Origin of the sequence: Pelomonas caseinilytica (genome assembly GCF_021353235.1) — a bacterium.
Lineage (GTDB): Bacteria > Pseudomonadota > Gammaproteobacteria > Burkholderiales > Burkholderiaceae_C > Pelomonas > Pelomonas caseinilytica.
This window is the reverse complement of sequence record NZ_JAJTWT010000002.1, coordinates 283,448-304,066: the sequence shown is the minus strand read 5'-3', so window position 1 is coordinate 304,066 and position 20,619 is coordinate 283,448. Positions and strand designations below refer to the sequence as shown.

The 20,619-nt window shown below is 70.2% G+C and carries 20 protein-coding genes; 15 read left to right on the top strand and 5 right to left on the bottom strand.

Translation table 11 applies throughout. The features are described from left to right. Positions 1-18: 18 nt before the first annotated feature. Together LXT12_RS05220 and acnA are read right to left on the bottom strand one after the other, a co-directional pair. Complete coding sequence (locus LXT12_RS05220) at positions 19-1,092, bottom strand: M35 family metalloendopeptidase (protein WP_233390143.1); 1,074 nt, start codon at positions 1,090-1,092, stop codon at positions 19-21. 133 nt (positions 1,093-1,225) lie between these two features. Beyond that, entirely contained in the window at positions 1,226-3,937 is a 2,712-nt protein-coding gene (gene acnA, locus LXT12_RS05215; protein WP_233390141.1) for an aconitate hydratase AcnA, read from the bottom strand. 76 nt (positions 3,938-4,013) lie between these two features. Here acnA and LXT12_RS05210 point away from each other — a divergent pair, with 76 nt between their 5' ends. From LXT12_RS05210 to dut, 12 genes are all read left to right on the top strand, one after another. Then, positions 4,014-5,363 carry an MATE family efflux transporter gene (locus LXT12_RS05210; protein WP_233390138.1) on the top strand — a complete coding sequence of 450 codons (1,350 nt, stop codon included), beginning with the start codon at positions 4,014-4,016 and terminating at the stop codon, positions 5,361-5,363. Between the two features lie 81 nt (positions 5,364-5,444). Continuing rightward, positions 5,445-6,428 (top strand): BMP family lipoprotein, encoded by a 984-nt coding sequence (locus LXT12_RS05205; protein ID WP_233390137.1) that lies wholly within the window; start codon positions 5,445-5,447, stop codon positions 6,426-6,428. An 8-nt stretch (positions 6,429-6,436) separates the two neighbouring features. After that, positions 6,437-7,981 (top strand): ABC transporter ATP-binding protein, encoded by a 1,545-nt coding sequence (locus LXT12_RS05200; RefSeq protein ID WP_233390135.1) that lies wholly within the window; start codon positions 6,437-6,439, stop codon positions 7,979-7,981. A gap of 111 nt (positions 7,982-8,092) precedes the next feature. Beyond that, positions 8,093-9,202, top strand: coding sequence for an ABC transporter permease (locus tag LXT12_RS05195; protein WP_233390134.1), 1,110 nt, complete (start codon positions 8,093-8,095; stop codon positions 9,200-9,202). Then, positions 9,195-10,160 carry an ABC transporter permease gene (locus LXT12_RS05190; protein WP_233390132.1) on the top strand — a complete coding sequence of 322 codons (966 nt, stop codon included), beginning with the start codon at positions 9,195-9,197 and terminating at the stop codon, positions 10,158-10,160. Before LXT12_RS05195 ends, LXT12_RS05190 begins: the two co-directional genes overlap by 8 nt. Next, on the top strand, positions 10,160-10,576 hold the full coding sequence (gene cdd / locus LXT12_RS05185; RefSeq protein ID WP_233390130.1) for a cytidine deaminase: 417 nt from the start codon (positions 10,160-10,162) through the stop codon (positions 10,574-10,576). Before LXT12_RS05190 ends, cdd begins: the two co-directional genes overlap by 1 nt. An 8-nt stretch (positions 10,577-10,584) precedes the next feature. Then, the gene (locus LXT12_RS05180) at positions 10,585-11,421 is read left to right on the top strand and encodes a purine-nucleoside phosphorylase (protein ID WP_233390128.1); all 837 of its coding nucleotides are present in this window, start codon (positions 10,585-10,587) and stop codon (positions 11,419-11,421) included. Then, positions 11,418-12,194 (top strand): deoxyribose-phosphate aldolase, encoded by a 777-nt coding sequence (deoC, locus tag LXT12_RS05175; RefSeq protein ID WP_233390126.1) that lies wholly within the window; start codon positions 11,418-11,420, stop codon positions 12,192-12,194. Before LXT12_RS05180 ends, deoC begins: the two co-directional genes overlap by 4 nt. A 2-nt stretch (positions 12,195-12,196) precedes the next feature. Continuing rightward, positions 12,197-13,510: a thymidine phosphorylase gene (deoA, locus tag LXT12_RS05170; protein ID WP_233390124.1), complete on the top strand. Its 1,314-nt coding sequence runs from the start codon at positions 12,197-12,199 to the stop codon at positions 13,508-13,510. Then, positions 13,510-14,208 (top strand): tRNA (guanosine(46)-N7)-methyltransferase TrmB, encoded by a 699-nt coding sequence (trmB, locus tag LXT12_RS05165; protein WP_233390121.1) that lies wholly within the window; start codon positions 13,510-13,512, stop codon positions 14,206-14,208. The genes deoA and trmB overlap by 1 nt, the downstream gene beginning before the upstream one ends. Next, positions 14,205-15,419 carry a bifunctional phosphopantothenoylcysteine decarboxylase/phosphopantothenate--cysteine ligase CoaBC gene (gene coaBC / locus LXT12_RS05160; protein WP_233390119.1) on the top strand — a complete coding sequence of 405 codons (1,215 nt, stop codon included), beginning with the start codon at positions 14,205-14,207 and terminating at the stop codon, positions 15,417-15,419. Before trmB ends, coaBC begins: the two co-directional genes overlap by 4 nt. Continuing rightward, on the top strand, positions 15,419-15,868 hold the full coding sequence (gene dut / locus LXT12_RS05155) for a dUTP diphosphatase (protein ID WP_233390117.1): 450 nt from the start codon (positions 15,419-15,421) through the stop codon (positions 15,866-15,868). Before coaBC ends, dut begins: the two co-directional genes overlap by 1 nt. 27 nt (positions 15,869-15,895) lie before the next feature. Here dut and LXT12_RS05150 read toward each other — a convergent pair whose 3' ends face one another. Further along, positions 15,896-16,417: an FKBP-type peptidyl-prolyl cis-trans isomerase gene (locus LXT12_RS05150; protein WP_233390116.1), complete on the bottom strand. Its 522-nt coding sequence runs from the start codon at positions 16,415-16,417 to the stop codon at positions 15,896-15,898. A gap of 31 nt (positions 16,418-16,448) precedes the next feature. Here LXT12_RS05150 and LXT12_RS05145 point away from each other — a divergent pair, with 31 nt between their 5' ends. The 3 genes from LXT12_RS05145 to LXT12_RS05135 all read left to right on the top strand — a co-directional run bounded on the left by LXT12_RS05145 (position 16,449) and on the right by LXT12_RS05135 (position 18,429). Continuing rightward, the gene (locus tag LXT12_RS05145) at positions 16,449-17,564 is read left to right on the top strand and encodes a JmjC domain-containing protein (protein WP_233390114.1); all 1,116 of its coding nucleotides are present in this window, start codon (positions 16,449-16,451) and stop codon (positions 17,562-17,564) included. Next, on the top strand, positions 17,564-18,058 hold the full coding sequence (locus LXT12_RS05140) for a hypothetical protein (RefSeq protein WP_233390112.1): 495 nt from the start codon (positions 17,564-17,566) through the stop codon (positions 18,056-18,058). Before LXT12_RS05145 ends, LXT12_RS05140 begins: the two co-directional genes overlap by 1 nt. A gap of 161 nt (positions 18,059-18,219) precedes the next feature. After that, positions 18,220-18,429, top strand: coding sequence for a hypothetical protein (locus tag LXT12_RS05135; RefSeq protein WP_233390110.1), 210 nt, complete (start codon positions 18,220-18,222; stop codon positions 18,427-18,429). Between the two features lie 154 nt (positions 18,430-18,583). On the opposite strand, the gene LXT12_RS05130 is transcribed toward LXT12_RS05135, so the two are convergent. Both LXT12_RS05130 and bamC read right to left on the bottom strand, forming a co-directional pair. Further along, positions 18,584-19,363 carry an MBL fold metallo-hydrolase gene (locus LXT12_RS05130; protein WP_233390799.1) on the bottom strand — a complete coding sequence of 260 codons (780 nt, stop codon included), beginning with the start codon at positions 19,361-19,363 and terminating at the stop codon, positions 18,584-18,586. A gap of 31 nt (positions 19,364-19,394) precedes the next feature. Further along, complete coding sequence (gene bamC / locus LXT12_RS05125) at positions 19,395-20,573, bottom strand: outer membrane protein assembly factor BamC (RefSeq protein WP_233390107.1); 1,179 nt, start codon at positions 20,571-20,573, stop codon at positions 19,395-19,397. Between the last annotated feature and the right edge of the window lie 46 nt (positions 20,574-20,619).

The following is a 20,619-nucleotide window of genomic DNA, read 5'->3' as shown; positions in this document are numbered from 1 at the left end:
GGGTCCCGTGCGGGCGGGTCAGTTCTTGAAGGGGTTGTTCTCGGCAAAGTATTCGTGGTTGTCCGAGTTGTCCAGGGCCTTCGTGGGGTTGGACTGGGCGAGGCTCAGCGCGGCCGACTGGCCGTAGGCCCAGTCGTCGGTGCTGGCGACGACGTTGAAGTGCATCATCTCGTGCACCAGCGTGCCGCCCTTGCTGTCGGTGCCCGTCATGGGCGCGCTCCAGAAGGCGCCGCAGACGTAGATCTTGTACGGCTGGGTCGGATAGACGTAGGCATAGGTGCCGCTGTCCTTGCAGCTGCAGTCCAGCGTCAGCGCGGCGGTCTGGAAGGCGTTGCGGGCCTTGACGAAATGGTCCTTGGCGGTGTTCCAGCGCGTTTGCGTGTAGGCGCCGAACCAGCTCGTGTAGCGCGGCGTGGCCGAGGGCGTGCCGCTGAGGTAGGTGGCCGAGCTGGCGCTGTAGTCGGTGGCTGCCGTGACCGCCTGGGCCAGGGTGGACTTCTGGCTGCTGGTGCAAGCGCCGGTGTAGCTGATGCTGGCGGCGGCGGCCGTGGCGGTGGGCGCCGCGGCCAGGGCTGCCGCGTCGTCGGCGTTGGCGGACTCCAGGCGTTCGTTGCGGCCTTCGGCCCACAGGTAGGCGGCCGTGGCGCTGTGCAGGGCCTGGGCGCCGGAGCCATGGGTGCCGCGGTCGCTGTGGAACTCGATGGCGTAGCGGCCGTTGCGGCTGAAGTCGTACTGGCCGGTCAGCTCGACCTGGTAGTTCAGTGTGGCGCCGGCGGCGATCTGGACATAGTCCTTGGCCGTGGGCGGGGCGCGCTTGACCACGGGGCCGGTGTAGCGCACGGGGCGGTCGTCGCGCGTGACGGTGAAGAGGGCGCCGCTCATGGCGTCGCTGGGCAGCTGCCAGCGCAGCACCTGCACCGGCACGCGGCAGAGGTTGGTGACGGCGACGTCCACGTGGACGTCCACGTCGCCGCGCAGGATGGGCGACGCGCTGCTCACGCGCACGTCGAGGCAGCCGGTGCTGGCGGCATGGCTGCTGCCGGCGGCCAGCACGGCGAGGGTGGCTGCGGAGAACTTGGACCAGGTCTTCATGCAAGCTCCTGTCGGCCCCCGGGAGGGGGCGCTGGTGGGATGGAGCTGGCGATTCTGTTGAGCGGACCCGCCCGCGTGTCGTGGGACAAACCTGTCCCGGAAAGATGTCTGGACAGGCGGGCGCCGCCGGGGCTCAGGCGGCCAGGAGCTGGCGCAGCACGAAGGGCAGGATGCCGCCGTGGCGGTAGTAGTCGACCTCGATGGCGGTATCGATGCGCAGGGTCAGGGGCACGGCCTGGGTGCTGCCGTCGGGGCGGGTGATGGTCATGGACGCGTCGCCCTGGGGGCGGATGTCGTCGGCCAGCGCGATGTCGATGACCTCGCTGCCGGTGAGCCCCAGCGTCTCCCAGCTGACGCCGCTCTTGAACTGCAGAGGCAGCACGCCCATGCCGATGAGGTTGCTGCGGTGGATGCGCTCGAAGCTGCGCGCGACGACGGCCTTGATGCCCAGCAGCAGCGTGCCCTTGGCGGCCCAGTCGCGGCTCGAGCCGGTGCCGTATTCCTCGCCGGCGAAGACCACGGTCGGCGTGCCCTCGGCGATGTAGGCCATGGCGGCTTCGTAGATGGTGGTCTTCTCGCCGTCCTTCAGCGTGTAGCCGCCCTCGTCGCGGGAGCCGTCGGGCCGCGCGGGCAGCATGAGGTTCTTGACGCGCACGTTGGCGAAGGTGCCACGCATCATCACCTCGTGGTTGCCCCGGCGGGCGCCATAGGAGTTGAAGTCGGCCTTGGCGACGCCGTTCTCGATGAGGAACTTGCCGGCCGGCGTGGTCTCCTTGAAGGAGCCGGCAGGGCTGATGTGGTCGGTGGTGATGGAGTCGCCGAAGAGGGCCATGATGCGCGCGCCCTTCACCCCGGCCTCCAGCGGCGGCGGCTGCATGGTGAAGTGCTCGAAGAAGGGCGGCCGGGCGATGTAGGTGCTGCGTGGCCAGTCGTAGACCTGGCCGTGCACGCCCTGGATGGCGTCCCAGAGCTTGCCGGGTTCCCTGGCGACCTTGTCGTAGTTGGCCTTGAAGGCCTTGGGGTCCATGGCGTACTTCATCAGCTGGTAGACCTCGTCGCTGGTGGGCCAGATGTCGCCGAGGTAGACCGGCCGGCCGCCGCTGCCGATGCCGACCGGTTGCGTCATCAGGTCGCGCGTCACGTTGCCGGCGATGGCGTAGGCCACCACCAGCGGCGGGCTGGCCAGGAAGTTGGCCTTGAGGTTGGGGTGAATGCGGGCCTCGAAGTTGCGGTTGCCCGACAGCACGGCGGCGCAGACGAGGTCGTTGTCCTGGATGACCTTGTTGAGTTCGGGCGCCAGGTCGCCGGCGTTGCCGATGCAGGTCGTGCAGCCGTAGGCGGCGACGTTGAAGCCGAGCTTTTCCAGGTAGGGCAGCAGGCCGGCCTTGCGCAGGTATTCGGTGACGATACGCGAGCCGGGCGCCAGCGAGGTCTTGATGTGGGGCTGCACCACCAGCCCGGCCTCGACGGCCTTCCTGGCGAGCAGGCCGGCGGCCAGCAGCACGCCCGGGTTGCTGGTGTTGGTGCAGGAGGTGATGGCGGCGATCAGCACGTCGCCGTTGCGGATCTCGAGGCCGGAATCGGTCCTGAAGGTCTGGGCGAGCTTGTCGGCCGGCTGGTTGAAGCCGTTGTCGGCGATGGGCTTGCTGAACAGCTCCGCGAAGCGCGAGGACAGCTGCGTGATCTCGATGCGGTCCTGCGGGCGCTTGGGGCCGGCGAGGCTGGGCGCGACCGTGCCCAGGTCCAGCGAGACGACGGCGCTGTAGTCCAGCTCGCCCTTCTTCGGGATGCCGAACATCTGCTGGGCCCGCCAGTAGGCCTCGAAGGCCTCGATCTCCGCGTCCGTGCGGCCGGTGCCGCGGAAGTAGTCCACCGTCTTGGCGTCGACCGGGAAGAAGCCCATGGTGGCGCCGTACTCGGGCGCCATGTTGGCGATGGTGGCGCGGTCGGGCACCGACAGGCTCTCGGTGCCCTCGCCGAAGAACTCGACGAACTTGCCCACCACCTTGTGCCTGCGCAGCAGCTCGGTGACGGTGAGCACCAGGTCGGTGGCCGTCACGCCTTCGCGCAGCTGGCCCGTCAGCTCGAAGCCGACGACGTCGGGCGTCAGGAAGTAGACCGGCTGGCCGAGCATGCCGGCCTCGGCCTCGATGCCGCCCACGCCCCAGGCGACGACGCCGATGCCGTTGATCATGGTGGTGTGGCTGTCGGTGCCGACGAGGCTGTCGGGGTAGTAGACGCCCGCCTTGTTCCTGTGCACGCCACGGGCGAGGTATTCCAGGTTGACCTGGTGGACGATGCCGAAGCCGGGCGGCACGACGCCGAAGGTGTCGAAGGCCTGCATGCCCCACTTCATGAATTCGTAGCGCTCGCGGTTGCGCTCGAACTCCAGCTTCATGTTCAGGTCCAGCGCCTGGTTGCTGCCGTAGTGGTCGATCATGACGCTGTGGTCCACCACCAGGTCCACGGGCACCAGGGGCTCGATGGTCTTGGGGTCCTTGCCGAGGTCGGCGGCCACGTTGCGCATGGCCGCGAGGTCGGCCAGCAGCGGCACGCCGGTGAAGTCCTGCAGCACCACGCGGGCGACGACGAAGGGAATCTCGTCGACCCGCTCGGCCACCGGCTTCCAGTTGGCGAGCTGCTCGACGTGCTCGCGCGTGACCTTCCTGCCGTCGCAGTTGCGCAGCACGCTCTCCAGCACGATGCGCAGCGACACCGGCATGCGCGCGACGTTCGGGTAGGCCTCGGCGAGGCGGGGCAGCGAGAAATAGCGCCCGGTCTTGCCGGAGGCGGTGTTGAACTCGGCCCGGGTGGCGGCGAACGCGTGGGCGGCAGGTTTCGGCATGGTTACTCCTTTAGCATGCGGTCCATTTTGGCGAGCTTGCCTTGACCTGTGTGAATCCCGCCGATCGGACTCGGCCATGACCCTTCCCTACGCTCGCCCCCGCCTCTTTCCGCTGACCTGGCCGCTGCTGCTGGAGCTGTTGCTGGGCATAGGCATCGGCGTGGTCGGCACGGGGCTGGCGGCCCGGCTGTCGGACAACAGCGGCGCCGCCTTCGGCCTGGCCAACCAGGTGTTCGCGGCGCTTTTCGTGCTGTTCCGGGTGATCGGCGCTGGCGTCAGCGTCGCGGTGACCCAGGCGCTCGGCGCGGGCCGGCGCGAGCAGGCCGATGCCGTCGCCCGGGCCACCGTCGGCGCGAGCACCTGGCTGGGCCTCGGCGGTGCCGTGGTGGCGCTGGCCGCCGCCGGGCCGATGCTCGCCCTCGTCAATGCGCCGCCGGAGGTGGCGCCGCTGGCCGCCGGCCTGCTGCGCGCCCTGGCCCCGGCCCTGCTGCTGGATGCGCTCAACGCCACCATGGCCAGCGTCATGCGGGCCCACTTGCGCAGCCGGGAGGCGCTGATGGTGGTGGTCGCCATCCAGCTCGTGACGCTGACGGTCGCGCTGCTGGCCATGCCCCACCTCGGCCTGGTCGGCTATGCCCTGGCCTGCCTCTTCGGCCGCGGCACCGGCCTGGTGCTGCACATCATGCTGTGGCGTTCGCGCCTGGGCCTGCGGCTGCGCGGGCCGGACTGGTGGCGCCTGGTGCGCGCACCGCTGGCCACGGTGCTGCACATCGGCGTGCCGGGCGCCGCCGAGAACATCTCCTGGCGGCTGGCCTTCATGATCAGCCTGGCGGCGGTGGCCCAGCTCGGCGCCCATGCGCTGGCCACCCATGCCTACACGGTGCAGTTCCTGCACGTGATCCTGATGTTCGGGCTGGCCATGGGCTTCGCGGTGGAGATCCTGGTAGGCCACATGATCGGGGCCGGCCAGTTGCATGCCGCCCACAGGCTGGTGCGCAAGTCGCTGCGCCTGGGCTTCGTGGTGGCCTTCCTGGTGGCGGGCAGCTTCGCGCTCGCCGGGCCCTGGCTGCTGGCCCGCTTCACGTCCGACCCGCAGATCATCGAACTCGGCTGCCGGCTGCTGTGGTGGACGGTGCTGCTGGAGCCCGGCCGCACCTTCAACCTCGTCGTCATCAACGCGCTGCGCGCCACGGGCGACGCCCGCTACCCCGTCGCCGCCGGGGCGGCCTCCATGGCCGTGGTGCTGGCCGGGGGCAGTTGGTTCCTGGGCGTGCACCTGGGCTGGGGCCTGGAGGGGGTGTGGATCGCCTATGCCGCCGACGAGTGGATACGCGGCCTGCTGATGTGGCGGCGATGGGCGACACTCGGCTGGCTGCCGCACGCCCGGTCGGCCCACCGCAAGCTGCGGCGCGCCAAGGCCGGGTGAATCGGTGTTTTCCTAGTCAGTAAAACTTGAGGGATGTTTTCTACAATGCGCCCCTTTCGCCGGAACAACGCCTCCCGCCCCATGACGTCCACCCTGACTCGTCTTTCCCTGGCCCTGTCGCTCGCCTGCGGCGCCGCCCAGGCCATGGCCCAGTCCCAGCCCGCGGTGATCTTCGACATGGGCGGCAAGTTCGACAAATCCTTCAACCAGGCCGGCTACCAGGGCGCCGAACGCTGGAAGAAGGAATCGGGCAAGGCCTATCTCGAGTTCGAGATCAGCAACGACACCCAGCGCGTGCAGGCCATCCGGCGCATGGCCGAGCGGGGCGCCAGCCCCATCATCAGCATCGGCTTCGCCCAGGCCTCGGCCCTGCAGCAGGTGGCCAAGGACTTCCCCAAGACCCAGTTCGCCATCATCGACGCCAAGGTCGACCTGCCCAACGTGCAGTCCGTGCTCTTCAAGGAGCACGAGGGCAGCTACCTCGTCGGTGCCATGGCGGCCCTGGTCAGCAAGACCGGCAAGGTCGGCTTCGTGGGCGGCATGGACATCCCGCTGATCCGCAAGTTCCAGTGCGGCTACGAGCAGGGCGCCAAGGCCACCAACCCCAAGATCGAGGTCTTCGCCAACATGACGGGCACCACCTCCACGGCCTGGAACGACCCGACCCGCGGCGGTGAACTGGCCAAGGCGCAGTTCGCCAAGGGTTCGGACGTGGTCTTCGCCGCGGCCGGCGGCACGGGCGTGGGCGTCTACCAGGCGGCCAAGGACGCCGGCAAGCTCGCCATCGGCGTGGACAGCAACCAGAACCACCTGCAGCCCGGCACCATGCTGACCTCCATGGTCAAGCACGTGGACGTGGCCGTCTACAACGTGCTCAAGGCCTGGAAGCCCGGCGTGCAGGTGCTGGGCCTGAAGGAAGCCGGCGTCGACTACGCGCTCGACGAGAACAACGCCAAGCTCGTGACGCCCCAGCTCAAGGCCAAGGTCGAGGCGATCAAGGCCGACATCGTCGGCGGCAAGATCAAGGTGGCCGACTACATGGCCGACAACGCCTGCAAGTTCTGAGCGGCGCCGTGAGCGGCCCCGCCAGCGACACCCTGCCGGCCGTCCGCCTGCAGGGCATCTCAAAGCGCTTCGGCGCCGTGCAGGCCAACCGCGAGGTGTCCTTCGACATCGCCGCGGGCAGCGTGCACGGCCTGGTCGGCGAGAACGGTGCCGGCAAGAGCACCCTGATGGCCATCCTGTACGGCTACTACCACGCCGACTCGGGGCACATCGAGCTCGGCGGCCGGCGCGTGCACATCGCCAACTCCCAGCAGGCCATCCAGTTGGGTATCGGCATGGTCCACCAGCACTTCATGCTGGTCGACACGCTGAGCTGCCTCGAGAACATCATGCTGGGCGCGGAGGGCGGCTTCTTCCTGGCGCCGTCCAAGGCCAAGGTCAGGGCCAGGCTGGAAGCGCTGATGGCCGAGACCGGCCTGCAGGTCCACCTCGATGCCCTGGTCGGCGACCTGCCCGTCGGCGAACTGCAGCGGCTGGAGATCCTCAAGGCCCTCTACCGCGGCGCCCGCATCCTCATCCTGGACGAGCCGACCGCGGTGCTGACGCCGCAGGAGACCGACCAGCTCTTCGTCACGCTGCGCCGGCTGCAGCAGCTCGGCACCACCCTCATCCTCATCACGCACAAGCTGCGCGAGGTGATGAACCTGTGCAGCGCCGTGACGGTGATGCGGGCCGGGCAGGTCGTCGAGACCCGGCCCATTTCGGGCTGGAGCGAGGCGTCCCTGGCGGAGTCCATGGTCGGCCGCAAGGTGACGCTGGGCCGCCCCGAGGGCCTGGAGGTCCACGCCGGCGAGGTGCGCCTGCAGGCCACCGGCCTGAGCCTCAGGCATGCCAACGGCGTCGCCGCGCTGAAGGACGTGGGCCTGACCCTCAAGGCGGGCGAGATCGTCGGCGTGGCGGGCGTCTCGGGCAACGGGCAGAGCGAGCTGCTGGAGGTGCTGTCGGGCCTGCGCGCGCCCGAGGGCGGGCGGCTGGAACTCGGCGGCACCGCCTTCACGCCCGAGGCCTGGCTGGACACCGCCCGCGCCCGCACCTTGCGCCTGGCCCACGTGCCCGAGGACCGGCACGCCGTCGGGCTGGTGATGAGCTTCCCGGCCTGGGAATCAGCCGTGCTGGGCTACCAGGACCTGCCCAAGTACCGCCGCGGCGCGTCCATGGACCATGCCGCCATGCGCGAGGCGACCCGGCGCATGCAGGAGCGCTTCGACGTGCGCCCGCGCGACGAGAACCTCGGCTCCAGCAAGTTCTCCGGCGGCAACCAGCAAAAGCTCATCCTCGCCCGCGAGATCGGCGAGGCGCCGACGGTGTTGCTGGTGGGCCAGCCCACGCGGGGCGTGGACATCGGCGCCATCGAATTCATCCACGGCCAGTTGCGCGCGCTGCGCGACGCCGGCTGCGCGGTGCTGCTGGTCAGCAGCGAGCTCGACGAGATCCTGGCCCTGGCCGACCGCGTCGTCGTCATGAACTGCGGCCGCATCACCGGCGAGCTGGCGATCGACGAATGCGACGAACGGCGTCTGGGCCTGTTGATGGCATCACAAGAAGCAGCCTGACATGCAAAGCGAATTCAAACAAAGCCACAGAGGCACAGAGGCACAGAGGGGCCTCCATGACGCCCTCTCTGTGCCTCTGTGCCTCTGTGGCTGTGTTCCTGGGCGTTGCCAATGAGCCAGCCCATCCAACTTCCGAAGTGGATCGACATCGGCCTGCTGCCGCTGTGGAACCTGGCCGTCGCCCTGGCGGTGGCCGGCCTCGTCGTCATGGTCATCGGGCACAGCCCCTGGCAGGCGCTGGCGGTGCTGATCAACGGTGCCCTCGGCAGCGTGCGCGGCCTGGGCTATTCGCTCTATTACGCGACGACCTTCATCTTCACCGGCCTGGCGGTCGCGGTGGCCATCCATGCCGGTCTGTTCAACATCGGCGGGGAAGGGCAGGCGACGCTGGGCGGCATCGGCGTGGCCCTGGCGGCCTTGTGGCTGGGGCCGAAGCTGCCGGCCGTGGTGCTGTTGCCGCTGCTGGTCGTGGCCGCGGCCCTGTTCGGCATGCTGTGGGCGGCGCTGCCGGCCTATCTGCAGGCCTGGCGCGGCAGCCACATCGTCATCACGACCATCATGTTCAACTTCCTGGCGGCGGGCCTGAACGGCTACCTCCTCGTGAACTGGCTGCGCCCGGCGGACAGCATGGCGGTGGAGTCGGCCGAATTCGCCGCCAGCGCCCGCATGCCGGCGCTGCACCAGATCGCCGCCGCCTTCGGCGTCGAGCTGCCGTCCTCGCCACTCAATCTCAGCCTGCTCATCGCCCTCGCGGCCTGCGTCTTCGTCGCCTGGTTCCTCTGGCGCAGCGCCGCCGGCTACGCGGTGCGGGCCGTCGGCAGCGCGCCGCGGGCGGCGCACTACGCCGGCATCCGGCCGCGCGCCCAGATCCTGCTCGCCATGGCGCTGTCGGGGGCCCTCGCCGGCATGGTGGGCATCAACGAGATCTCCGGCGTGCAGGGCAAGCTGACGCTGGACTTCGTGGCTGGCGCCGGCTTCACCGGCATCGCCGTCTCGCTGATGGGCCGCAACCATCCGGTGGGCATCGTGCTGGCCTCGCTGCTCTTCGGCGTGCTCTACCAGGGCGGCGTCGAGGTGAGCTTCGAGCTGCAGGGCTTCAGCCGCGAGATGGTGGTGACGGCCCAGGGCCTGATCGTGCTGTTCTCGGGGGCGATGGCCACGGTCAGCGCGCCGCTGTTCGCCCGCGTCTACGCGGCACTGAAGGGAGGCCGCCGTGGATGAAGTCCTGATCGCCTCGGTGCTGGCGTCGACGCTGCGCGTCAGCGCGCCGCTGCTGCTGTGCGCCATGGCCGGCGTGCTGTCGGAGCGTTCGGGCGTCGTCGACCTCGGCCTGGAAGGCAAGATGCTTTTTGCCGCCTTCGCTGCCGCCGCGACGGCCTCGGTCACCCACTCGACCGGCCTGGGCCTGCTCGCCGCCGTCGGCGTGGCCTGCCTGGCGTCGCTGCTGCATGGCTTCGCCTGCGTCACCCACCGCGGCGACCAGGTCGTCTCCGGCGTGGCGCTGAACATGATCGCCGCGGGCCTGACGGTGGTGCTCGGCATCGCCTGGTTCCAGCAGGGCGGGCAGACGCCGCCCATCGACCCCGAGGTGCGCCTCACGGCCCTCGCGCCGGCCTTCGCCGAGCCTCAGCCCGGGCACTGGCTCGCCTCCGTCTTCGGCCACGGCCTGCTCAGCCATAACGTCCTGGTCTATGTCGCCTTCCTGATGGTGGCGGCGGTGTGGTTCTTCCTCGAGCGCACGCGGCCGGGGCTGCGGCTGCGCGCCGTCGGCGAGAACCCGGCCATGGTGGAGGCGGCCGGCATGTCCGTGCAGGCCCTGCGCTACCAGGCCCTGCTGATGAACGGCGTGCTCTGCGGCCTGGCGGGCTCTTACCTGACGCTGGCCCAGAACGCCTCCTTCTCGCCCAACATGACGGCCGGCCGCGGCTTCATCGCCCTGGCCGCGATGATCTTCGGCAAATGGAAGCCACTGCCCACGATGGCGGCCTGCCTGCTGTTCGGCTTCCTGGACGCGGTCGCCATCCGCATGCAGGGCGTGCAGCTTCCGGGCGTCGGCGAGGTGCCGGTGCAACTGATCCAGGCGCTGCCCTACATCCTGACCGTCGTGCTGCTGGCCGGCTTCATCGGCTCGGCGATCGCGCCCAAGGCCCTGGGCCGGCCCTACGTGAAGGAACGCTGATGGACCTCTCCCAAGACCTGCTGGACCGGCTGCTCGCCGAATCCCTGCGCGCCCGCGAGTTCTCGCATTCGCCCTACTCGAAGTACAAGGTCGGCGTGGCCATCCTGGACGAGCAGGGCCGCATCCACATCGGCGCCAACATGGAGAACGCCTCCTACCCCCAGGGCTGGTGCGCAGAGCCCTCGGCGCTGACGGCCATGATCATGGCCGGCGGCAAGCAGGCCCGGGTCGCCCTCGTCACCGGCCCCGGCCCGGACATCATCACCCCCTGCGGCGGCTGCCGCCAGAAGCTGCGCGAGTTCTCGGTGCCCGAGGAGCTCGTCATCATCGCCGGCGACCCCGGCGGCATCCGCCAACGCTGGACCCTGGCCGAACTGCTGCCCCACAGCTTCGGGCCCAGTCATCTGAACTTCTGAGGTTTCCCATGATCGACAACAAGACCCTCGACGTCGCGATCGCCGCGAGCGTCGACAAGCTGCAATCCCTGTTCGGCGCCGCCCCTGAAGTCGCCGTCGTCCTCGGCTCCGGCTGGGCCGGCGCCGTCAGCCACGTGCAGGATGCCAAGGCGCTGCCCTACACCGAGCTGCCTGCCTTTCCCCAGCCCAAGGTGGAAGGCCACGTCAACGAGGTCGTCTGCGGCCGCATCGGCGGCCAGCGCGTCATCATGCTGCGCGGCCGGGCCCACACCTACGAAAGCGGCGAGTGCACGGGCATGGCCGGCGCCCTGCGCACCCTCAAGCGCTGGGGCGTCAAGCTGCTGCTGCAGACCAATGCCTCGGGCTCGCTGCGCAGCCATATGCCGCCCGGCAGCCTGATGCTGATCGCAGACCACATCAATGCGCCGCAGCGCAGCCCGCTGGTGGGCGAGCCCGGCAGCCAGCGCTTCGTCGACATGGTGGGTGCCTACGACCCCGAACTGCGCCAGCACGCGCTGGCGCTGGCCAAGCGCGAGAACCTCATGCTGGGCGAGGGCGTCTACTGCTGGGCCCTGGGCCCGCAGTTCGAGACGCCCGCCGAGATCCGCATGTTCGCGGCCTGGGGCGCGGACGCCGTCGGCATGAGCACCGTGCCCGAGACCATCCTGGCCCGCCACGCCGGCCTCAAGGTCATGGGCCTGGCCCTGATGACCAACATGGCGGCCGGCCTGTCGGCCGAGGCGCTGACCCACGACCTGACGCTCAAGCAGGCGCAGATGTCGGGCGAGCGCGCGGCGGCCTTCCTGGCGGCCCTGGTCGCCAGCTTCGCCGAGCTGACGCTGTGAAGGCCGACCCCAAAACCGAACTGAAGGCCGCGGCCCGCACGGCCCTGGCCTGCCTGGACCTCACCAGCCTGAACGACGCCGACACCGCAGCCGACATCGAGGCCCTGTGCCGGCGCGCGCAGACGGCCCACGGCCCGGTGGCTGCCGTCTGCGTCTGGCCGCGCTTCGTCGCGCAGGCCCGGGCCGCGCTTCCCGCCGCGATCAAGGTGGCGGCCGTGGCGGACTTCCCCGACGGTGCCCTGGACCTGCCGCGGGCCCTGGCCGACGTGGCCGAGATCGCCCAGGCTGGCGGTGACGAGGTCGACGTGGTGCTGCCCTGGCGCGCGCTGCTGGCGGACCAGACCACCGAGGTCGCGGAGTTCCTGTCGGAGGTGCGGTTCGCCAGCCGCCCGCTGACGCTCAAGGTCATCATCGAGTCTGGCGAGCTGGGTTCCGCCGACCGCATCGCCCAAGCCACGCGCCTGGCCCTGGCCGCCGGTGCCGACTTCGTCAAGACCAGCACCGGCAAGACGAAGACCGGCGCCACGCCGGAAGCCGCCGCCGTGATGCTCAAGGAGATCAAGGCCAGCGGCCTGTCCTCCGCCGGCTTCAAGGCCTCGGGCGGCGTGCGCTCGGTGGCGGACGCCGCCGGCTACATCGCCCAGGCCGAGGCCATCCTCGGTGCCGCGGCCCTGAACCCGCAGCGCCTGCGCTTCGGAGCGAGCGGCCTGCTCACCGACATCGAAGCCGTCCTTTCAGGCGCCGCCTCGGCCGCCTCGACCTCCGCCTACTGACCATGCTCGCCCAAGAAATCATCCGCGCCAAGCGCGACGGCCAGGCGCTGAACGAAGCGCAGATCAACCACTTCGTCCGCGGCCTCGTCGACAACTCCTGGAGCGAAGGCCAGGTGGCGGCGCTGGGCATGGCCGTCTTCCTGCGCGGCATGGGCCGTGACGAAGCCGTGCTGCTGACCCGCGCCATGATGAACTCCGGCCGCGTCATGCGCTGGCCCGGCATGTCCGGCCCGGTGCTCGACAAGCACAGCAGCGGTGGCGTGGGCGACAAGGTCAGCCTCATGCTCGCGCCCATGGTGGCGGCCTGCGGCGGCTACGTGCCCATGATCGCCGGCCGCGGCCTGGGCCACACCGGCGGCACGGTGGACAAGCTCGAGGCCATTCCCGGCTACACGACGACGCCCGACCCGGCACGCTTCGATCAACTGGTGCGTTCGCTGGGTTGCGCCATCATCGGCCAGACGGCCGACCTGGCTCCCGCCGACAAGCGCTTCTACGCCACGCGCGACGTGACGGCCACGGTCGAGAGCGTGCCCCTCATCACCGCCAGCATCCTGTCCAAGAAGCTCGCCGCCGGCCTCGAAGGCCTGGCCATGGACATCAAGTGCGGCAACGGCGCCTTCGCCGCCACACCCGAGTTCGCGCGGGAACTGGCCGAGAGCATCGTCGCCGTCGCGGGCGGCGCCGGCCTGCGCACCCGCGCGCTGATCACCGACATGAACCAGATCCTGGGCACCGACGTCGGCAACGCGCTGGAGATCTGGGAGACGCTGCGCTACCTCAAGGGCGACGGCCCGCGCGAGGCCCGTCTGCACGAGGCCACGCTGGCTTTGTGTGCCGAGATGCTGGTGCTGGGCCGGCTGGCGGCCGACACCGCCGCGGCCCGCGTGAAGCTGCAGGCCGCGCTCGACAGCGGCGCCGCTGCCGAGAAGTTCGCACAGATGGTGGCCGCCCTGGGCGGCCCGGCCGACCTGCTCGACAGGCCAGCGCAGTACCTGGCCGCCGCACCCGTCGTGAAGCCTGTGCCCGCGCCGCGCGCCGGCGTGCTGCAGGCCATGGCCACGCGGGACCTGGGCGTGCTCATCGTCGAGCTGGGCGGCGGCCGCCGCAAGGCCGGCGACGCCATCGACATGCGCGTCGGCTTCTCGGCCGTGCGGCCGGTCGGCACGCGCTTCGCGCCCGGCGAACCGCTCGCCATGGTGCATGCGGCGGACGAGGCGTCGGCGGACCGCGCGGTGGCGTCCTACCTGGCCGCCTGCACGCTGGGCGATGCCGACGTGGCCGCCTCGCCCATGGTCATGGCCGAGGTGGGTTGATGGGCGAGGACGACCAGGCCGCAACGCCGCGCCGCGCCATCAAGAGCTTCGTCACGCGCGCCGGCCGCATGGGCACGGGCCAGATCAAGGCCCTGGCCGAGCTGGGCCCGAAATTCGTGCTGCCCTACAAGGCCGAGAAGCTCGACTTCGCCGCCACCTTCGGCCGCCAGGCCCCGGTCGTGCTGGAGATCGGCTTCGGCATGGGCGGCGCCACCGCCGAGATCGCGGCCACGCTGCCCGACCACGACTTCATCGGCTGCGAGGTGCATGAGCCCGGCGTGGGCGCGCTGCTCAAGCTCATCGATGAAAGGCGGCTCACCAACATCCGCATCGTTCAGCACGACGCGGTGGAGGTGCTGCGCGACATGGTGGGCGAGGGGGCGCTGGCGGGCGTGCACATCTTCTTCCCAGACCCCTGGCACAAGAAGCGCCACAACAAGCGCCGCCTCATCCAGCCGGCCTTCGTGGCGCAGCTGGTGAAGCACCTGGCGCCCGGCGGCTACCTGCACTGCGCGACCGACTGGCAGCCCTATGCCGAGCAGATGCTCGAAGTGCTGTCGGCCGAGCCTGCCCTCCTGAACACCGCGGCCGGCTATGCTGACAAGCCCGCCTACCGGCCCCTGACCAAGTTCGAGGCGCGAGGGCTGAAGCTCGGGCACGGCGTCTGGGATCTGGTGTTCAGGAAGCGCGGCACATGACGAGTCCACTACACGGCAAGCACATCCTGCTCGCAATGACCGGCGGCATCGCCGGCTACAAGATCGCCGAGCTGACCCGCCTCTTCGTGAAGGCCGGCGCCACCGTGCAGGTCATGATGACCCAGGCGGCCGAGCAGTTCATCACCGCGGTGACCATGCAGGCGCTGTCGGGCCGGCCCGTCTACACCTCGCAATGGGACGCCCGGCCGGCCAACAACATGGCCCACATCGAACTCAGCCGCGAGGCCGACGCCATGCTGGTGGCCCCCGCGAGCGCCGATGCCATCGCCGCGCTGGCGCAGGGCAGGGCGGACGACCTCGTCAGCCTGACCGCCCTGGCCCGGCGCATCCATGAATGCCCGCTGCTCGTCGTGCCGGCCATGAACCGCGAGATGTGGGCCCACCCGGCCACGCAGCGCAACCTGGCCCAGGTCAAGGCGGACGGCGCCACCGTCATCGGCCCGGCCAGCGGCGACCAAGCCTGCGGCGAGATCGGCGATGGCCGCATGCTGGAGGCGCAGGAGATCTTCGACGACGTCGAGGCGCTGCTTGCGCCCAAGCCGCTGCGAGGCCGCCGCCTGCTCGTCACCGCGGGTCCGACCTTCGAGCCCATCGACCCGGTGCGGGGCATCACCAACCACAGCAGCGGCAAGATGGGCTTCGCCATCGCCCGCGCGGCCGCTGAGGCCGGCGCCGAGGTCACGCTGGTGGCCGGACCGGTGCAGCTGGCCACGCCCCGCGGCGTCCAGCGCCTGGACGTGCAGACGGCGCAGCAGATGCACGACGCCGTGCTGTCGCTGGCGCCGCGTCAGGACGTTTTCATCGCCACGGCCGCCGTGGCCGACTGGCGGCCGGCCCAGTCCCACGAGCACAAGCTCAAGAAGGCCGAGGGCGGCGCGACGGCGCCGGTGATCGCGATGGCCGAGAACCCCGACATCCTCGCCGCCGTGGCGCGTCTGCCCGACCCGCCGTTCTGCGTCGGTTTTGCCGCCGAGAGCGAAAAGCTCGAGGAGCACGCCGACGCCAAGCGCCGCCGCAAGGGCATCCCGCTCATCGTCGCCAACCTCGGTCCGGCCACCTTCGGCCGTGACGACAACGCGCTGCTGCTCATCGACGAGCGCGGCCGGCGCGAGCTCCCTGAAGCCGGGGGGCGGGCGGACAAGCTGAGCCTCGCCCGCGAACTGATCCGAGACCTTTCGACCCGACTCTGATGCACGCCATCGACCTTCAAGTGCTCGACGCCCGCATGGCCGAGCAGATTCCCGCCTACGCCACGCCCGGCAGCGCCGGCCTCGACCTGCGCGCCTGTCTGGACGAGCCCATCACCCTGGCCCCCGGCCAGACGACGCTCCTCCCCACGGGCCTCGCCATCCACATCGGCGACCCGGGCCTGGCCGCCTTCATCCTTCCGCGCTCGGGCCTGGGCCACAAGCACGGCATCGTGCTGGGAAACCTCGTCGGCCTCATCGACAGCGACTACCAGGGCCAGCTGATGGTGAGCTGCTGGAACCGCGGGCAGGCCGAGTTCACCATCCAGCCCTTCGAGCGCATCGCCCAGCTCGTCATCGTGCCGGTGGTGCAGGCGCAGTTCCGCCGCGTGGACAGCTTCGATGTGTCGGAGCGCGGCGCCGGCGGCTTCGGCTCCACCGGGAAGGCCTGACGGCGCGCCGGGGACGGCGTCCGCTTGTCAGTGGATGGAGGCGTCAGGCGGCGCGCCGGTCTGCACCATGAAGATGGGTTCGCCCACCGAGCCGGCATCCACTTCCTCCGCCGTGGCGGGGCGCACGTCCATCAGCTTGAGGTGCATGCGCAGGCCGATGCCCGCCAGCGGATGGTTGCCGTCGAGCACCACGTGTTCCGGATAGACCTCGGTGACCGTGTAGACCGCATCCACGGGCATGCCTTCGGTCACCGCGCCTTCTGGCAGGCCCTCGAACTGCATGCCGGGCTCGACGTCCTTGGGGAAGAGGCCGCGCGCCTCGAAGCAGACGAGGCCGGAGTCGTAGTCGCCGAAGGCCTCCTCGGGCTGCAGCGCGAGGTCGGCCTCGAAGCCGATCTCCTGGCCCTCCAGCGCCGCCTCCACCTTGGCGAACAGGTCGTCCCCGCCGTGCAGGAACTCCATCGGCTCGGCCAGCTCGTCAATGAGCTGGCCCTGGGCATCTTCGAGTCTCCAGCGCAGGGAGACGACACAGGGGCGGGTCACTTGCATCGCGGTATTTTGGCATCGGCACAATGTCCGCATGCAGACCGACCTCCCGACCCCCATGCTCGCCGGCCTGACGCCGGCGCAGTTCATGCGCCGGCACTGGCAGAAAAAGCCGCTGCTGGTGCGCCAAGCCTTCGCCGATGCGCGGCCGCCGGCTTCGCTGAAGGAACTTGCGGCGCTGGCCGCCCGCGACGACGTCGAGTCGCGCCTCGTCACGGCCTTCGACGGGCAGTGGAAGTTCAGGCACGGCCCCATCGCGCGCCTGCCGGCCATGGGCAAGCCGGGCTGGACGCTGCTGGTGCAGGGCCTCGACCAGCACTTGGCCGAGGCACGCCGCATGATGGACCTGTTCCGCTTCATCCCCGACGCGCGGCTGGACGACTTCATGTTGTCCGTCGCCAGCGACGGCGGCGGCGTAGGCCCGCATTTCGATTCCTACGACGTCTTCCTGATCCAGCTTGCCGGCCGCCGCCGCTGGCGCATCGCGCCGCAGAAGGACGCCGTGCTGCGCGACGACGTGCCGCTGAAGATCATCGCCAACTTCAAGCCCGAACAGGACCATGTGCTGGAAGCCGGCGACATGCTCTACCTGCCGCCGGGCTGGGCGCATGATGGCGTGGCCGTCGGGCCGGGGTGCATGACGGGGTCGGTGGGCTTTCGGGCCCCGACGGCCGACGGGCTGGCGGCCGAACTGCTGCCCCGGCTGCTGGACGACGTGGACGGCAGCGGCAAGCTCTACGCCGACCCGCGCCAGGAGGCGTCCACGGAGCCGGGCCGCGTGCCGCCCTCGCTGCTGGACTTCGCCCGCCGCGCCGTCGAGGCGGCCGTGCAACGCCCTCACGCCGTCGAGCGCGCGCTGGGCGAGGCGCTGACGGAACCCAAGGCCCAGGTGTGGTTCGAGCCGGGCGAGGTGCTGCCGCCGGGGCGGGGCGCCCGGCTCGACCGGCGCAGCCGCATGCTCTACGACACGACGCACGTCTTCCTGAATGGCGAGAGCTTCCGGGCCGGCGGGCGGGACGCGGCGCTGATGCGCGGCCTGGCGGACCGGCGCGAGCTGAGCGCGGCCGAAGTCGGGTGCCTGTCGCTGGAGGCGCGCGAACTGCTTGATCAGTGGACAGAGGACGGTTGGGTGCAGCCGCTGGAACCGTGATGCAGGCGCAGGCCTTCGCCAGCCGGGCCGATTTCCAGGGGCTGCTCGTCGAGGCCCTGTCCTGGGCGGCCGAGGCCGGGCTGCGTGAACTGCACGCCTGGGATGCCAGCTTCGTCGACTGGCCGCTGTCCGACGCCCGCGTCCTGGAGGCGCTGACCGCCTGGGCGGGGCCAGGCCGGCAACTGCACCTGCTGGCCCTGCAATACGACGATGTGGTGCGCCGACACCCGCGCTTCGTGCGCTGGCGTCGCGACTTCGCGCACTGCGTGACGGCGCGGGCCGTGGAGCCTGAGCTCAGGCTGGAGGCCGCGCCGGAGAGCCTGCTGCTGGGCCTGGGCGGCGACATGTCGCTGAGCCTCAAGCTGTTCGACCGGCATTTGTGGCGTGGCGAACTGAGCCTGGACGCCGCCCACCGCCAGCGCGGCCTGGAGTGGTTTGATGCCCTGGCGCAACGCTCCAGCGACTCATTTGCGCCCACGACTTTGGGACTGTGAGTGAATGCGACACGCAAACCCCTATAATTGCTGGCTAGGCGAGGGAAGCGCTCGAGGTTTTCCGCGTCTTGTTCTGTGGGGGTTGGCGGTCGATGAACAAACATCGGCGAGCGACCCCAAAAGTATGGTGTGCACCGTCGTTTAAACGTTTGAGGACAAGTATGAAAAAGTCGATCCTGTTGGCTTCCCTGCTGGCTGCCGTGGCTCTGAGCGCTTGCAGCAAGAAGGAAGAACCCAAGGTTGAGACGGCTCCGGCCGTGACCGCCCCGGCTCCGGCTCCGGAAGCCTCCGCTGCCGCCAGCGCAGCTGACGCCGCCGCTTCGGCCGCCTCGGTTGCCGCCGACGCCGCCGCTTCGGCCGCCTCGAAGTAATTCACTTCGTCCCCGCGGAAAAAGCCGCCGCTGCGCATGCAGCGACGGCTTTTTTCTTTTTCGCGTCGCCGGTCGAGTATCGGGCCGCGCCGATTACAAAACTTTGCGCGGTTCGAATCGCCTCGGCGAGCGGGCCTGCCGGCCTCGCCAGCGCTCAGCCGACGTTCAGCCAGCCAAAGCCCAGGGATGGGTCGGCGACCCGAATATCGTCGGGCTTGCAGTCGAGCACCGGTGCGAGGGCCGCGCGGGCCAACTCCGGCGAATTGTTTCGTTCGCTCAGATGGGCCGCCACGACGGCGCCCAGAGCCGCATGCCGGCAACGTGACAACAGCTCGGCGGCCGCCGTGTTGGACAGGTGTCCATGCGTGCCCAGGATGCGCCGCTGCAGCGACGGCGGGTAGGGGCCGGCGCGCAGCATCGCCTCGTCGTGATTGCTCTCCAGCAGCAGGGCATGGCAGCCCCGGAGGGCCTGTGCGACGGCAGCCGGCGCGCAACCCAGGTCGGTGACGATGCCCAGCCGCACGGCGCCGTCGCCCAGGCAGAGCTGAAGCGGCTCCAGCGCGTCGTGCGGGACCGAGAAGGGCCGCAGTTCCATGTCGCCCATGACGACGGCTTCCCCGCTGCGCACCAGTCGCAGCAGGGCCGTGTCGAAGTCCTCACGACCGACGGCCCGCCAGGTGCCACGGCTCGTGACCACGGGGATGCGATGGCGGCGCGCGAAAGCCAGCGAGCAGCCGACGTGATCGCCATGCTCGTGGGTGATGAAAACCGCGTCGATGTCGGCCGGCTCGCAGCCGGCGCGCGCGAGTCGCCGCGCCAGCTCACGCTCGCTGAAGCCCGCGTCGATGAGGACGCGCGTGGTCGTGATGCCCTGGCTGGCCTCGACGAGGGTCGAGTTGCCGCCGCTGCCGCTGCCGAGGCTGCAAAACCGCATCACGGCAGCGCTTCCCGACCTGCCAGAGGGCTTACTTCAGGTCATCCATCAGCAGGCTGAGGATGCGCTTGGCGTTGTCGTCGGCAATGGCCTGGCCGCGATCGTCGAGGACACGCACCGTGCTCTTGTCGCCTTCGGCCTTGACGGAGACGCGGTAGCGCACCGGCGTCACGGCCTTGGCGCCGAAGAGGCGCTGGAAGAAGTTGGGCTCGTCCTGGCCGGCCTTCTCGGGGTCGGCGTAGCGCAGGTAGAACAGGCCGGCGGCGCGGTCACGGTCTTCGATGGTGAAGCCATGGCGGTCCAGCGACAGGCCGACGCGGCGCCAGGCGCGGTCGAAGCCCTCGTTGACGCTGAGGCTGTCGGGCACTTCGGACAGCGGGCGGCGGGCGCGGGGCTCGTCGCCGCCGATCTTGAGCGTGCTGGCCGACGGCGCGGGCGCGGGCTTGCCGGCCTCGGCGACGACGGCCTTGGCTGCATCTTCCTTGCCGCCGAGCTTGAGCATCAACCGCGACAGCATCTCGGCTTCGAGGTAGGGGTCGCTCGGACGGTTCTGCCAGGCGGTGGAATCGCGGCCCTGGGTGGTGTAGACCTCCTGCATGCCGCGGTGGCTGATGAAGATGTCCGTGCCGTTGGCGCCGCGCTCGACGCGCGTGCGGTACATGTCGCGCTCGCCGGTCGAGTACAGGCCGTCGAAGACCTTGCCGATGGTGGAGCGGATGATGTCCTGCGGCAGCTTGGCGCGGTTCTCGGCCCAGTTGGTCTCCATCACGCCGACCTCGGGCTGCTCCTTGACGACCTCCAGGCCGCGTTCCTGCCAGAAGCTGCGGATCTGCGGCCAGAGCTGTTCGGGCGTGGCGGAGGTGTGCAGCCAGCGGTCGGTGCCGCTGCGCTCCAGGCGCACGTCGCCGGCGGCGTTGCTGGCCACGCTGCCCGCGGGCAGGCCTTGTGCGCCGGAGGTGGTGGCCGGCCGCGCAGCCGTCAGGGCCGAGGCGGTGATGGAGCCGCCCTGCACCTGGGCGCGGCTGTCCTTGGCGAGCTGGGTCAGGTCGGGCGGGACGTCGAGGCCCTGGGTCTGGCGAGAGGCGGTCTTGTAGTCCACCTTGTCGCTGGAGAACATGTTGTCGAAGGTGCTGCAGCCGGTGAGCGACAGGACAAGCGCCGAGCAGGCCAGGCAGGTCGCCGTCGGGCGAATCGAGGGAAGGGACGTCACGCTGGAAATCTCCGGGAACAAAGGCGCCGGGCGGCGCCGGCGCAGC

What these genes read in the sequence shown, in the direction of transcription:
- LXT12_RS05205 (WP_233390137.1), top strand. Translation starts at nt 5,445, where the DNA reads ATGACGTCCACCCTGACTCGTCTTTCCCTGGCCCTGTCGCTCGCCTGC.
- LXT12_RS05140 (WP_233390112.1), top strand. Translation starts at nt 17,564, where the DNA reads ATGCAGGCGCAGGCCTTCGCCAGCCGGGCCGATTTCCAGGGGCTGCTC.
- LXT12_RS05150 (WP_233390116.1), bottom strand. Translation starts at nt 16,417, where the DNA reads ATGCAAGTGACCCGCCCCTGTGTCGTCTCCCTGCGCTGGAGACTCGAA.
- acnA (WP_233390141.1), bottom strand. Translation starts at nt 3,937, where the DNA reads ATGCCGAAACCTGCCGCCCACGCGTTCGCCGCCACCCGGGCCGAGTTC.
- LXT12_RS05130 (WP_233390799.1), bottom strand. Translation starts at nt 19,363, where the DNA reads ATGCGGTTTTGCAGCCTCGGCAGCGGCAGCGGCGGCAACTCGACCCTC.
- LXT12_RS05180 (WP_233390128.1), top strand. Translation starts at nt 10,585, where the DNA reads ATGATCGACAACAAGACCCTCGACGTCGCGATCGCCGCGAGCGTCGAC.
- LXT12_RS05195 (WP_233390134.1), top strand. Translation starts at nt 8,093, where the DNA reads ATGAGCCAGCCCATCCAACTTCCGAAGTGGATCGACATCGGCCTGCTG.
- LXT12_RS05210 (WP_233390138.1), top strand. Translation starts at nt 4,014, where the DNA reads ATGACCCTTCCCTACGCTCGCCCCCGCCTCTTTCCGCTGACCTGGCCG.
- LXT12_RS05145 (WP_233390114.1), top strand. Translation starts at nt 16,449, where the DNA reads ATGCAGACCGACCTCCCGACCCCCATGCTCGCCGGCCTGACGCCGGCG.
- deoA (WP_233390124.1), top strand. Translation starts at nt 12,197, where the DNA reads ATGCTCGCCCAAGAAATCATCCGCGCCAAGCGCGACGGCCAGGCGCTG.
- cdd (WP_233390130.1), top strand. Translation starts at nt 10,160, where the DNA reads ATGGACCTCTCCCAAGACCTGCTGGACCGGCTGCTCGCCGAATCCCTG.
- coaBC (WP_233390119.1), top strand. Translation starts at nt 14,205, where the DNA reads ATGACGAGTCCACTACACGGCAAGCACATCCTGCTCGCAATGACCGGC.
- trmB (WP_233390121.1), top strand. Translation starts at nt 13,510, where the DNA reads ATGGGCGAGGACGACCAGGCCGCAACGCCGCGCCGCGCCATCAAGAGC.
- dut (WP_233390117.1), top strand. Translation starts at nt 15,419, where the DNA reads ATGCACGCCATCGACCTTCAAGTGCTCGACGCCCGCATGGCCGAGCAG.
- LXT12_RS05135 (WP_233390110.1), top strand. Translation starts at nt 18,220, where the DNA reads ATGAAAAAGTCGATCCTGTTGGCTTCCCTGCTGGCTGCCGTGGCTCTG.
- LXT12_RS05220 (WP_233390143.1), bottom strand. Translation starts at nt 1,092, where the DNA reads ATGAAGACCTGGTCCAAGTTCTCCGCAGCCACCCTCGCCGTGCTGGCC.